This window comes from Pseudomonas sp. GM79 (genome assembly GCF_000282495.1).
Lineage (GTDB): Bacteria > Pseudomonadota > Gammaproteobacteria > Pseudomonadales > Pseudomonadaceae > Aquipseudomonas.
Window position 1 is genome coordinate 1 of the sequence record NZ_AKJE01000042.1, and the last position, 12,602, is coordinate 12,602.

The window sequence follows — 12,602 nt, forward strand, 5'->3', positions numbered from 1 at the left end:
CACAGGGGAACGCGGTCAAATGTGGGAGCAAGCCCGCTCCCACAGGGGAACGCGGTCAAATGTGGGAGCGGGCTTGCTCGCGAAGGCGTCAGTCCGGGCACTCCATAACTAAGGGACCGCCGGCTGACTATGCGCAAACAACAAATCCACAAACCGCTCCGCCGTCGGCTGCGGTTCATGGTTGGCCAGCCCGGCGCGTTCATTGGCTTCGATAAACATGTACTCCGGCTGGTCGGCGGCCGGCACCATCAGGTCGAGCCCGACCATTGGAATATCCAGCGCCCGCGCTGCACGCACCGCCGCATCCACCAAGGTCGGATGCAGAATCGCCGTGACGTCCTCAAGAATGCCGCCGGTATGAAGATTCGCCGTGCGCCGTACGAACAGATGCTCACCGGCCGGCAGAATGCTGCTGTAGTCGTAACCCGCAGCCTGCAACGTGCGCTGGGTCTCATGGTCCTGCGGAATTTTGCTTTCGCCGCTGGTCGCCGCCTGACGGCGACGGCTCTGGGCTTCGATCAGCGCGCCGATGGAGTGCTGACCATCGCCCACCACTTCCGCCGGCCGGCGAATGGCGGCTGCGACCACTTCGAAACCGATCACCAGAATCCGCAAGTCGAGGCCTTCATGGAAGCTTTCCAGCAGCACCCGACTGTCGAAGGTGCGGGCGTTTTCGATGGCTTGCTGGACCTCTTCGAGGGTGCGTAAATCCACCGCCACCCCTTGGCCCTGTTCACCGTCCAGCGGTTTGACCACCACCCGTTGGTGCTCGTCGAGAAACGCCAGGTTGTCGTCCGCGCTCCCCGCCAGTTGTTGGGCGGGCAGTTTAAGACCGGCGTTTTTCAGCACCTTGTGGGTCAGGCTTTTGTCCTGGCACAACGTCATGCTGATGGCGCTGGTCAGATCGCTCAGGGATTCGCGGCAACGCACCCGGCGACTGCCGTGAATCAAGGTAAACAGACCCGCTTGCGCGTCATCCACCTGCACCTCAATGCCGCGCCGATGAGCCTCCTCGACGATGATCCGCGCATACGGATTGAACTCGGCTTCGGGGCCGGGGCCGAGAAACAACGGCTGGTTGATGCCGTTTTTGCGCTTGATGGCGAAGGTCGACAAGTTGCGAAAACCGAGCTTGGCGTAAAGACTTTTCGCCTGACGGTTGTTGTGCAGCACAGACAGGTCCAGGTAACTCAGGCCACGGCTCATGAAGTGTTCGATCAAGTGCCGCACCAGCACTTCACCGACGCCTGGGCGGGAACACTGTGGATCGACCGCCAGGCACCACAGGCTGCTGCCGTTTTCCGGATCGTTGAACGCCTTGTGATGATTCAGGCCCATGACGCTGCCGATGATCGCGCCGCTGTCCTCGTCTTCGGCCAGCCAGTAAACCGGGCCGCCCTGGGGATGAGGTGTCAGCAAGCTCGCATCAATGGGCAGCATGCCGCGTGCCTGATACAGCTGATTGACAGCCTGCCAGTCCGTCTCGCTTTGCGCCCGACGGATGCGAAAGCCGCGAAACACCCGGGTGGCTTGGCGGTAATCGCTGAACCACAGGCGCAAGGTGTCGGAGGGGTCAAGAAACAGTTGCGCCGGCTCCAGCCCTAACACTTGCTGGGGCGCGGCAACGTACAAGGCGATGTCCCGCTCACCGGGCTGCTCATTGAGCAACTCTTGGGCAAGGCTCGCCGCATCGGGAAAGGTATGGCCGATCAGCAGCCGGCCCCAACCGCAATGCACCGCGATTGGCGCGGCGCCCAATTCACTGCCGTCTTCGGCCAGGCGCGCCTGCAGGCGCTCATAAGAGGGCGTCTGACCGCGCAACAAGCGTTGGCTATAAGCCGTGGCGTGAGGTTTCATCGATCAGATTCCTTGTTCACTGAGCCACAGGTTCAGGGCTGCCAATTGCCACAGCTTGGAGCCGCGCAACGGGGTCAGTTGACCTTGTGGATCGGTCAGCAGGCGGTCGAGCATGGCGGGGTTGAACAGACCACGATCCTGACTCGGATCGAGCAGCAGTTCACGCACCCAGTTCAGCGTGTCACCCTGCAAATGCTTGAGGCCAGGGACCGGGAAGTAACCCTTTTTGCGGTCGATCACTTCACTGGGAATGACCAGCCGCGCCGCTTCTTTCAAGACTTGCTTACCGCCATCCGGCAGCTTGAATTTGCCCGGCACCCGCGCCGACAATTCCACCAGGCGATAGTCGAGAAAGGGCGTACGCGCTTCCAGGCCCCAGGCCATGGTCATGTTGTCGACCCGCTTGACCGGGTCATCCACCAGCATCACGGTGCTGTCCAGACGCAGGGCTTTGTCTACGGCTGCGTCGGCACCGGGCTGTGCGAAATGTTCCTTCACGAAGTCGCCGGCCGCGTCGTTGGCCGTCAGCCATTTCGGCTGCACCGTGGCGGCGTAGTCGGTATAGCTGCGGTCGAAAAACGCATCGCGATAGGCCGCGTACGGATCGCTCGCACCGTCCACCTGCGGATACCAGTGATACCCGGCGAACAACTCGTCTGCGCCCTGACCGCTTTGCACCACCTTGCAGTGCTTGGCCACTTCGCGAGATAGCAGATAGAACGCGATACAGTCATGGCTGACCATCGGTTCGCTCATGGCGCGGAACGCCGCGGGCAGTTGCTCGATGATCTCTTTTTCGTCGATGCGCAATTGGTGATGGTGTGTGCCGTAGTGCTTGGCGATCAGGTCCGAATACTGGAACTCGTCACCACGCTCGCCGCCGGCATCCTGGAAGCCGATGGAAAAGGTCGACAAGTCTTCGACCCCGACTTCGCGCAACAGGCCCACCAACAGACTTGAATCGACGCCGCCGGAAAGCAACACGCCAACGTCCACCGCCGCCCGTTGACGGATCGCCACCGCATCACGGGTGCTGTCGAGCACGCGGTCGCGCCAGTCTTCGAGGGTCAGGTTCATCTCATCGGCATGTGGGCCGTATGGCAAGGTCCACCAGGTTTTCTGCTCGGTGGTGCCGTCCGCGTCGATGCGCATCCAACTCGCCGGGGGCAGTTTCTCGATGCCCGCCAGCAAGGTGCGCGGGGCCGGGACCACTGCATGGAAGTTCAGATAATGATTGAGCGCCACCGGATCGAGAATCGGGTTGATGTCGCCACCCTTGAGCAATGCTGGCAGGGCCGAGGCAAAGCGCAGGCGTTGACCGGTGCGCGAGAGATACAACGGCTTCACGCCGAGACGGTCGCGGGCGATGAACAGGCGCTTGGCATCGCGCTCCCAAATGGCGAAGGCGAACATGCCATTGAGTTTGGGCAACAGGGCTTCGCCCCAGGCGTGATAACCCTTGAGCAGCACTTCGGTGTCGCCGCCGGAATAGAAGGCGTAACCGAGGCTTTCAAGCTCAGTGCGCAGTTCCGGGAAGTTGTAGATCGCGCCGTTGAAGGCCAGGGACAGGCCCAGTTGGTTGTCGATCATCGGCTGGGCTGAGCCGTCCGACAGGTCCATGATTTTCAGGCGCCGATGGCCGAGGGCAATCGGCCCCTGGCTGTGGAAGCCCCACGCATCAGGGCCACGAGGGGCCAGGTGATGGGTGATTCGTTCAATGGCTGCGAGGTCCGCAGGTTGATGGTCGAAACGTAATTCTCCAGCTAATCCGCACATAAGTCCTTACCGGTTTTTCCGTTGGGGAGGGTCAATCGATACCTCGCCAAAAACGGCGGGTACCCGGAAACTGACCCAGCTGGACCCCTGGAGTTTTAGACCGATAAGTTATAAGGCTGTGGGTCAGGCTTTTCCGCGGATCAATTGGCGTAAGGCAAAACGATTGGGATGGCAGGCCTCGGCCACGGTTCTGGGCAAGGGCAGGGGCTCGTTTTCAAGCCATGCGGTCAATAGCTCGCCAGACAACGGCGCGGTGATCAAACCGCGAGAACCGTGACCGCTGTTGACGTAAAACCCCTCGAGCCATGGGCAGGGAACATCGGGCACTTGCCGGGCATCTTTGCTCAGTGCGGCATAGGCGTCGGCGAAGGCAGCCTGGTTGGCCAACGGTCCGACGATCGGCAGGTAGTCGGGGCTGGTACAGCGGAATGCCGCGCGTCCTTCCAGTTGCTGCGGGTCCAGGTCTTGCACATGCAGACGGGCGACCAGATCAGTGGAGATTTCCTCGAGCAATGCCAGGTTGCCGAGGTGTTCGGCGACGGTCGGGGTCAGCTCATCGCTTTTGAAATCGAAGCTGGCGCCGAGTGTGTGTTCACCCTGGCGTGCGGGCGCCACATAGCCTTCGGCGCAGACGACGGTCGCCAGGCTCTGGCTTTCAGGGGTTTGCGCCAGTCGGGTAATCTGGCCGCGAATGCGTTTGAGGGGCAAGTCGGCGCTGTGTGGAAAACGCTTGATCTCGGCGGCGCCGGCCAGAATCACCACGGGCGCACTGGCCAGCAATGTATCGCCGTCCCAGGCCTGCCACTGATCATCGACCTTGCGCAGTTCCAGCACGTCGCGATGGGGCAGCCACTGGATGTTCGTTGAGGACGCCTGCCTCTGGCACAACGCAGGCGGATGAACCCAGCCGCCTTCAGGGTAGAACAAGCCGCCGTGCGCCAATTCGATGCCGGCCCGGGCCTGGGCCTGGGGTTGATCGAGCAGATGCACCAGGCTCGGTGAAAAGGCCGTTGCCAATTGCGCCTGACGCTCGGCTTCCTTGGCATTGAAGGCCAGTTGCAAGACGCCGCAATCGTCCCAGTCGACGCCACGCTGCAGTTGTTCCAGCAGACGTCGGGTGTAACCAAAACCGCTGACGATCAATTGCGACAACGCCGTGCCGTGAGCAGAAAGCTTGAGGTACAGCACGCCCTGAGGATTGCCCGAGGCTTCCTGCGCCAGTGCTTCGTGGCGGTCCAGCAGGCTCACTCGCCAACCCCGCGCGGCCAGGCTGGCGGCACTGGCGCAACCGGCCAGCCCGGCACCGATCACCAGGGCGCGGCGTTCGCCGGTCAGCGGCTGTGGGCGAGCGAACCATGGTTTTGCCGAGGTCGGTTTAGCGGCCTCTTCGGGCCAACCGAGGAACGTGCCCCGCAGAATTTCCCATTTATGGCCGATGCCCGGCGTGCGCTTCATCTTGAAACCCGCCGCATTCAGCAAACGGCGCACCCATCCGGTGCTGGTAAAGGTGCTGATGGTCGAGCCGGGTGCCGCCAGGCGTGCCAGTTCGGCAAACAATTCGGCGGTCCACATGTCGGGGTTTTTCGCCGGGGCGAAGCCGTCGAGAAACCAGGCGTCGATTTGCGCATCCAGTTGCGGCAACTGCTCAAGTGCATCGCCGACCAGCAAGGTCAGGGTGACGCGGCCGTTGTCCAGGACCAGGCGCTGAAAGCCTTGATGGATCGCGACGTATTGCGCCAGCAATTGATCGGCAAACGGCTTGAGTTCCGGCCATAGGGCCAGGGCCCGTTGCAGGTCGGGAGCGCTCAGCGGGTACTTTTCGACGCTGACAAAATGCAGTCGCGCACCGGCCACCGCGTGCTGTTCGAACAACTGCCAGGCACAGAGAAAATTCAGCCCGGTACCGAACCCGGTTTCGCCAATCACCAATCGACCGCTTGCCGGCAATGCGGCGAAACGCTCGTGCAAATCGTTTTGCTGCAGAAACACGTAGCGGGTTTCTTCAAGGCCCGACTGGTCGGAAAAATACACATCATCGAACACCCGCGAACGCGGGCGACCTTGGTCGTCCCAGTCGAGCTGGGCGTGGGGCAATACAGGTTTCATGGCAGGCTCGGCAACGACAAGGTGGCCATTCTAGCCGATCGCCGTGGCCGTGCTTGATCCATGGCAAGTGCCGCATTGGCTGTGTCAGGGAAAATCGTCGCTTTTGTGGCGAGGGAGCTTGCTCCCGCTCGGGTGCGAAGCAGCCGCAAGCTGGTTGCCTATGTACCACTGGAGTGCGGGGTTGCCGATGTCGGGACGGCTTCGCCGTCCAGCGGGAGCAAGCTCCCTCGCCACAGGGGTTTGTATCCGCTTCAAAGATTGATTTGTCCTACATATGGGTAGTCAATCCGCTAGTCTTGCTCAATCCTGGAAGGAGCTGCCTTATGTTCGAATCCGCCGAAATCGGTCATGCCATCGACAAAGAAACCTATGACGCCGAAGTGCCGGCCCTGCGTGAAGCTTTGCTCGAAGCGCAGTTCGAACTTCGGCAGCAACGGCGCTTTCCCGTGATCATCTTGATCAACGGCATCGAAGGGGCCGGCAAGGGCGAGACCGTCAAGTTGCTCAATGAATGGATGGACCCGCGCTCGATCGAGGTCCGCACCTTCGACCAGCAGACCGACGAAGAACTGGCGCGACCGCCGGCCTGGCGCTACTGGCGGATGCTCCCGGCCAAGGGCCGCATGGGGATTTTCTTCGGCAACTGGTACAGCCAGATGCTGCAGGGACGGGTTCATGGTTTGTTCAAGGATCCGCGACTCGATCAAAGCATCAACGGGGCCGAGCGGTTAGAGAAGATGCTGTGCGACGAAGGCGCGCTGATCTTCAAGTTCTGGTTTCATCTCTCCAAAAAACAAATGAAAGCGCGGCTCAAGGCGCTGGCCGATGACCCGTTGCACAGTTGGCGCATCAGCCCGCTGGACTGGCAGCAATCGCAGACCTACGACAAATTCGTCAAATACGGCGAACGGGTGCTGCGCCGCACCAGCCGCGACTATGCGCCGTGGCATGTGATTGCAGGCGTGGACGCGAATTATAGAAGCCTGGCGGTCGGCAAGATTCTGCTCGATGGCCTGCAAAGTGCACTGAAAAGACCCAGGATTCACCCGGACAAAGTCAGCGCCGCGCCCTTGTTCCCCAGCGTCGATCAGGTGAATTTGCTCGACAGCCTGGACATGACGCTGAGCCTGGACAAGGACGATTACGAAGAACAACTGATTACCGAACAGGCACGGTTTTCCGGGTTGATGCGCGACAAGCGCATGCGTCGCCACGCGTTGATTGCATTGTTCGAAGGCAATGACGCGGCAGGCAAGGGCGGGGCAATTCGTCGGGTGGCCGCGGCACTCGACCCGCGCCAGTACGACATCGTGCCGATCGCCGCGCCTACCGAGGAAGAACGGGCCCAGCCGTATCTCTGGCGATTCTGGCGGCATATCCCGGCCCGGGGCAAATTCACTGTGTTCGACCGTTCCTGGTATGGCCGGGTGCTGGTGGAGCGCATCGAAGGCTATTGCAGCAAGGCGGATTGGTTGCGCGCCTACGGTGAGATCAACGACTTCGAAGAGCAGATCGCCGACGCCGGGGTGATCGTGGTCAAGTTCTGGCTGGCCATCGACAAACAGACCCAACTGAAGCGCTTCCAGGAGCGTGAAGAAATCCCCTTCAAGCGTTTCAAGATCACCGAAGACGACTGGCGCAATCGCGACAAGTGGGACGATTACCGCACCGCTGTCGGCGACATGGTCGATCGCACCAGCACCGAGGTATCACCGTGGACCCTGGTGGAAGCCAATGACAAGCGCTGGGCGCGGGTCAAGGTTCTGCGCACCCTTAACCAGGCACTGGAAGAGGCGTTCGAAAAGTCCGACAAACGCGAGAAGAAACAGCGAAAACGCAAGCCCTGAACCGATGGCTACGCATACGCGGGGTGAATGATTGTCGCGGTCAGTCATAGGGTGGACTTATGCTCGGTCCAACTCCTGACTGACAACAACAATGAGGTGTATGCCATGCGTGAAGTGGTGATCGTCGACAGCGTACGGACCGGCCTGGCCAAATCCTTTCGCGGCAAGTTCAACATGACCCGCCCGGACGACATGGCGGCCCACTGTGTCAATGCGCTGCTCACGCGCAATGACGTCGACCCGGCCAGCGTCGAGGATTGCATCGTCGGCGCCGGCTCCAACGAAGGCGCCCAGGGCTTCAACATCGGCCGCAACGTCGCGGTGCTATCGCACCTGGGCATCGGCACGGCTGGCATGACCCTTAACCGCTTCTGTTCATCGGGCTTGCAGGCCATCGCCATTGCCGCCAATCAGATCGCTTCGGGCTGCAGCGACATCATTGTCGCTGGTGGCGTCGAGTCGATCAGCCTGACCATGAAAAGCGTCAACACCGACAACCTGATCAACCCGCTGCTGAAAGAGCAGGTACCGGGCATCTATTTCCCCATGGGCCAGACCGCCGAAATCGTCGCACGTCGTTACGACGTCAGCCGCCAAGAGCAGGATGTGTACGCCCTGCAAAGCCAGCAACGTACCGCCCTGGCGCAGGCCGCGGGGTTGTTCAACGATGAGATCGTGCCGATGGCGGTAAAGTATCGCGTTGAAGACAAGGCCACCGGTCAAGTGCAGATTCTCGACGGCATCGTCGATCACGATGACTGCAACCGCCCGGACACCACGCTGCAAAGCCTGGCCGGGTTGAAACCGGTGTTTGCCGAGGATGGCTCGGTGACCGCCGGCAACTCGTCGCAGCTGTCCGACGGCGCTTCGATGACCCTGGTGATGAGCCTGGAAAAAGCCCTGGCGCTGGGGCTCAAGCCCAAAGCCTTCTTCCGCGGTTTTGCCGTGGCCGGGTGTCAGCCGGACGAAATGGGTATCGGCCCGGTGTTTTCGGTGCCGAAGTTGCTCAAGGCGAAGGGATTGCAGGTTGCCGACATTGATCTGTGGGAACTTAACGAAGCGTTCGCCTCGCAATGCCTGTACAGCCGCAATCGGCTGGAAATCGACAACGACAAATACAACGTCAACGGCGGCTCGATTGCCATCGGCCATCCATTCGGCATGACCGGTTCGCGTCAGGTCGGGCACATCGTGCGTGAGCTGCAGCGGCGTAACCTGCGTTACGGCATCGTCACCATGTGCGTGGGGGGCGGGATGGGGGCTACGGGGTTGTTTGAGGCGGTGCGTTAAATCTGCAAGATTTGTTGCCTGATCAACCGCTTTCGCGAGCAAGCCCGCTCCCACATTTGATCGCGTCCAACTTTGGAATTCGGTCAAGTGTGGGAGCGGGCTTGCTCGCGAATACAGGCGCCGCGGTTTACCGGCTCGTACACAAGAACTGCATCCGCTCGATATACGCTTGAATCTCACGCACCGCTGCTTCCCGGTCTTCAAACGGCCCCTCCAGCGTCTGTTCCCGCGTGGTGAAATACAGCTGTCCATTCACACGACACAACCGGTCACAACGAAAGTGGGTGGCGGGGGCGTTGTCTTGGGCGCGCATGCCGTACATGGGCGATCTCCTGCGGGTGACGGTTTCAATGAGCTTATGCATGAACCACTTGCCACGCCTGGCCAGCTGATCGACGGCATATCGTCAACTTTATGGTGCGACCTGCACAGTTTCATTCGCGGCCCGTCGGCAACTGTCCCTGTGTCGCGCTCCCGTCTGAGCCTAGAATGACCGTTTTCGCCAATCGGCTTCGGGGTCAGCATGCATATTTCATCGGGTCGCTGGGTTTATGGTCTGTGCCTGGCCTTGCTGACCGCGTTGCTGTGGGGAATCCTGCCGATCAAGCTCAAGCAAGTGCTGCTGGTGATGGACCCGGTGACGGTGACCTGGTTTCGGCTGCTGGTGTCCGGCGGTTGTCTGTTCATTTATCTGGCGGCGACCAAACGTCTGCCGAGTAGCAAAGTCCTCGGCCCGCGCGGTGGCTGGCTGGTGTTGATGGCGGTACTCGGACTGGTCGGCAACTACGTGCTGTACCTGATGGGCCTGAACCTGCTCAGCCCCGGCACCGCGCAGCTGGTGGTGCAGATGGGCCCGATCATGTTGCTGATCGCCAGTCTGTTCGTGTTCAAGGAACGGTTCAGCGTGGGGCAGGGGATTGGCCTGTTGGTGCTGCTGATCGGCTTTGCATTGTTCTTCAATCAGCGTTTGAGTGAACTGCTGACTTCCCTGACCGATTACACCGCGGGTGTGCTGATGGTGCTGTTGGCGTCCACGGTCTGGACCTTCTATGCCTTGGGCCAGAAGCAGTTGCTCACGGTGTGGAATTCGTTGCAGGTGATGATGGTGATTTACCTGTTCTGCGCGCTGTTGCTGACGCCATGGGTGCATCCGCTGGAGGCGCTGCAATTGAGCCCGCTGCAAGGCTGGCTGCTGCTGGCGTGCTGTTTGAACACCCTGATCGCTTATGGCGCCTTCGCCGAAGCCCTGGCCCATTGGGAAGCTTCGCGGGTCAGCGCAACGCTGGCGATCACGCCGCTGGTGACCTTTGCCGCCGTGGCCGTGGCCGCGTGGTTATGGCCTGAGTATGTGCACGCCGAGCAGATCAACGGCCTGGGTTATGGCGGGGCGGTGTTGGTGGTGCTCGGGTCGGCGCTGGTGGCGTTGGGGCCATCGTTGATGGCGGGGCTTCGTGCCCGGCGGGTGCGGATGGCAGTCACACGGTAGACCGCGTTATCGTTCTTCGCGGGCAAGCCCGCTCCCACATTCGACCGCGTTCCCCTGAGAGAACTCGGTCACTGTGGGAGCGGGCTTGCTCGCGAAGACTGACTGTCAGGCACTGAATCACTTTCAGACTCACCCCTGCTTGCCAGCCTCCAACATATCCTCCGGCCTCACCCACGCATCAAACTCTTCATTTGTCAGATAGCCCAGCTGCAACGCCGCCTCACGCAGGGTCAACCCCTCGCTGTAAGCCTTCTTGGCAATCTCCGCCGACTTGTCGTAGCCGATATGCGGGTTCAGTGCCGTCACCAGCATCAAGCCTTGTTCCAGGTGCTCGGCCATTTTCTCGGCATCCGGTTCCAGCCCGGCGATGCAATGCCGCTGGAAGTTACTGCAGCCATCGCCCAGCAAGCGGATCGATTGCAGCAGGTTATGGATGATCACCGGTTTGAACACGTTCAATTGCAGATGGCCCTGACTGGCGGCAAAACCGATGGCAACGTCATTGCCCAATACCTGACAGGCCAGCATCGACAGGGCTTCGCACTGAGTTGGGTTGACCTTGCCGGGCATGATCGAACTGCCCGGCTCATTGGCCGGCAGTTTCACTTCGGCCAACCCCGCTCGCGGCCCGGAGCCCAGCAGGCGCAGGTCGTTGGCGATTTTCATCAGGGTCACGGCAAGGGTCTTCAGGGCGCCGGAAAGGGTGACCAGCGGCTCGTGGCCAGCTAAAGCGGCAAATTTATTGGGGGCCGTAACGAACGGCAGGCCGGAGAGGGCGGCCAGTTCAGCAGCGATCGCTTCGCCAAAACCGTGGGGCGAGTTCAATCCGGTGCCGACCGCAGTGCCGCCCTGAGCCAGTTCACAGACCGCCGGCAGCGCGCTTCGGATCGCCCGCTCGGCGTAATCCAGTTGCGCGATGAACGCCGAGAGCTCCTGGCCGAAGGTGATCGGTGTGGCGTCCATCATATGCGTACGACCGGTCTTGACCAGTTTCATGTGCCGCGCGGACAACTCCGCCAACCCGCCCGACAATTCGCTGATCGCCGGCAGCAAATGCTGCTGCACCGCCTGAGCCGTCGCGATGTGCATGGCCGTGGGGAAGCAATCGTTGGAACTCTGAGAACGGTTGACGTGATCGTTGGGATGCACCGGCGTCTTGCCGCCGCGCGGGTTGCCGGCCAGTTCGTTGGCGCGACCGGCGATCACTTCGTTGACGTTCATGTTGCTCTGGGTACCGCTGCCGGTCTGCCAGACCACCAATGGGAACTGCTCGTCATGGTCGCCGTCGAGTACTTCGTCGGCGGCCTGTTCGATCAGCCGGGCGATGTCGGCGGGCAGGTCGCCATTGCGATCGTTGACGCGCGCCGCGGCTTTCTTGATCAGGGCCAGGGCGTGCAGCACGGCCAGCGGCATGCGCTCGTTGCCGATGGCGAAGTTGATCAGCGAGCGTTGCGTCTGAGCGCCCCAGTAAGCGTCATCCGGGACTTCTACCTGGCCCAGGCTGTCGGTTTCGATACGGCTCATCATGCACACTCCTGTAGGTCTGATAGCGCAGTTTAGGCCGTGATCGCCGGCCGTGGTTCCATCAGTCTGGAATTTGACCGTTCAACCCCTCTAAATCAGGCGCGACAAGGCTTGGGGTTGAGTGACACACTTTTTTAGGTGCAGAATGGACGCCCTTGAGGTTTTGCCTCGCCTGCTAGAAAAGGAAACTCGATGACTCGTCTTCGTGCCATCTGTACCGCGGTTGCACTGGTTTGCGCCAGCGGCCAGGTTTTTGCCGATACCGCCAGCCACAACGCCAGTGCCGAAGCTTTCCTGACCCTGGCGCACGCTGACAAATTGGGCACTCCGGTGTACATGCAAGTGCAGCAAATGTTCGCTCAGCGCTTTGAACAGACCAAAGCCCCTGAATCGAAAAAAGCCCTGCTGGAAACTTACCAGGCCAAGGCCAACGCCGCTCTGGACGCAGCCATTGGCTGGAACAAGCTGAAGCCGGACATGGTCAAGCTTTACACCACCAATTTCAGCGAATCCGAGCTCAAGGATCTGGTTGCGTTCTACCAGTCTCCATTGGGCAAGAAAGTCCTGGAAAAAATGCCGCAGCTGACTCAGCAATCGGCCCAGATGACCCAGGCCAAGCTGGAAAGCGCGGTGCCTGTGGTCAACAAACTGCTGGCTGACATGACGGCCGAGCTGGAGCCTAAAGGCGCCGCTCCTGCCAAGAAAAAGCCTTAAGC

The 12,602-nt window shown here is 60.8% G+C and carries 9 protein-coding genes; 4 read left to right on the forward strand and 5 right to left on the reverse strand.

Going from position 1 to position 12,602, the window contains the following annotated elements:
• Positions 1–108: 108 nt before the first annotated feature.
• The 3 genes from ngg to mnmC form a co-directional block, all read right to left on the reverse strand.
• Complete coding sequence (ngg, locus tag PMI36_RS16435; protein ID WP_008071566.1) at positions 109–1,857, reverse strand: N-acetylglutaminylglutamine synthetase; 1,749 nt, start codon at positions 1,855–1,857, stop codon at positions 109–111.
• Positions 1,858–1,860: 3 nt separating this feature from the next.
• Positions 1,861–3,633 (reverse strand): N-acetylglutaminylglutamine amidotransferase, encoded by a 1,773-nt coding sequence (locus tag PMI36_RS16430; protein ID WP_008071569.1) that lies wholly within the window; start codon positions 3,631–3,633, stop codon positions 1,861–1,863.
• Between the two features lie 123 nt (positions 3,634–3,756).
• Entirely contained in the window at positions 3,757–5,739 is a 1,983-nt protein-coding gene (mnmC, locus tag PMI36_RS16425; protein WP_008071570.1) for a bifunctional tRNA (5-methylaminomethyl-2-thiouridine)(34)-methyltransferase MnmD/FAD-dependent 5-carboxymethylaminomethyl-2-thiouridine(34) oxidoreductase MnmC, read from the reverse strand.
• A 323-nt stretch (positions 5,740–6,062) separates the two neighbouring features.
• Between mnmC and pap the strand changes: the two genes are divergently transcribed.
• Both pap and PMI36_RS16415 read left to right on the forward strand, forming a co-directional pair.
• Positions 6,063–7,586, forward strand: a complete 1,524-nt coding sequence (pap, locus tag PMI36_RS16420; RefSeq protein WP_008071572.1) for a polyphosphate:AMP phosphotransferase — start codon at positions 6,063–6,065, stop codon at positions 7,584–7,586.
• Between the two features lie 105 nt (positions 7,587–7,691).
• Positions 7,692–8,876 carry a thiolase family protein gene (locus PMI36_RS16415; RefSeq protein ID WP_008071575.1) on the forward strand — a complete coding sequence of 395 codons (1,185 nt, stop codon included), beginning with the start codon at positions 7,692–7,694 and terminating at the stop codon, positions 8,874–8,876.
• A 127-nt stretch (positions 8,877–9,003) separates the two neighbouring features.
• Here PMI36_RS16415 and PMI36_RS16410 read toward each other — a convergent pair whose 3' ends face one another.
• Positions 9,004–9,198, reverse strand: a complete 195-nt coding sequence (locus tag PMI36_RS16410) for a DUF6316 family protein (protein WP_008071584.1) — start codon at positions 9,196–9,198, stop codon at positions 9,004–9,006.
• A 201-nt stretch (positions 9,199–9,399) separates the two neighbouring features.
• On the opposite strand from PMI36_RS16410, the gene PMI36_RS16405 reads away from it, so the two are divergent.
• On the forward strand, positions 9,400–10,362 hold the full coding sequence (locus tag PMI36_RS16405) for a DMT family transporter (protein ID WP_008071586.1): 963 nt from the start codon (positions 9,400–9,402) through the stop codon (positions 10,360–10,362).
• Between the two features lie 129 nt (positions 10,363–10,491).
• On the opposite strand, the gene PMI36_RS16400 is transcribed toward PMI36_RS16405, so the two are convergent.
• Positions 10,492–11,886, reverse strand: a complete 1,395-nt coding sequence (locus PMI36_RS16400) for a class II fumarate hydratase (RefSeq protein WP_032830366.1) — start codon at positions 11,884–11,886, stop codon at positions 10,492–10,494.
• 192 nt (positions 11,887–12,078) lie between these two features.
• On the opposite strand from PMI36_RS16400, the gene PMI36_RS16395 reads away from it, so the two are divergent.
• Positions 12,079–12,600, forward strand: coding sequence for a DUF2059 domain-containing protein (locus tag PMI36_RS16395; RefSeq protein WP_008071591.1), 522 nt, complete (start codon positions 12,079–12,081; stop codon positions 12,598–12,600).
• Positions 12,601–12,602: the final 2 nt, after the last annotated feature.

Coding starts and splice junctions, on each gene's coding strand:
- PMI36_RS16405 (WP_008071586.1), top strand. CDS start 9,400: ATGCATATTTCATCGGGTCGCTGGGTTTATGGTCTGTGCCTGGCCTTG.
- PMI36_RS16400 (WP_032830366.1), bottom strand. CDS start 11,886: ATGAGCCGTATCGAAACCGACAGCCTGGGCCAGGTAGAAGTCCCGGAT.
- pap (WP_008071572.1), top strand. CDS start 6,063: ATGTTCGAATCCGCCGAAATCGGTCATGCCATCGACAAAGAAACCTAT.
- mnmC (WP_008071570.1), bottom strand. CDS start 5,739: ATGAAACCTGTATTGCCCCACGCCCAGCTCGACTGGGACGACCAAGGT.
- ngg (WP_008071566.1), bottom strand. CDS start 1,857: ATGAAACCTCACGCCACGGCTTATAGCCAACGCTTGTTGCGCGGTCAG.
- PMI36_RS16395 (WP_008071591.1), top strand. CDS start 12,079: ATGACTCGTCTTCGTGCCATCTGTACCGCGGTTGCACTGGTTTGCGCC.
- PMI36_RS16415 (WP_008071575.1), top strand. CDS start 7,692: ATGCGTGAAGTGGTGATCGTCGACAGCGTACGGACCGGCCTGGCCAAA.
- PMI36_RS16430 (WP_008071569.1), bottom strand. CDS start 3,633: ATGTGCGGATTAGCTGGAGAATTACGTTTCGACCATCAACCTGCGGAC.
- PMI36_RS16410 (WP_008071584.1), bottom strand. CDS start 9,198: ATGTACGGCATGCGCGCCCAAGACAACGCCCCCGCCACCCACTTTCGT.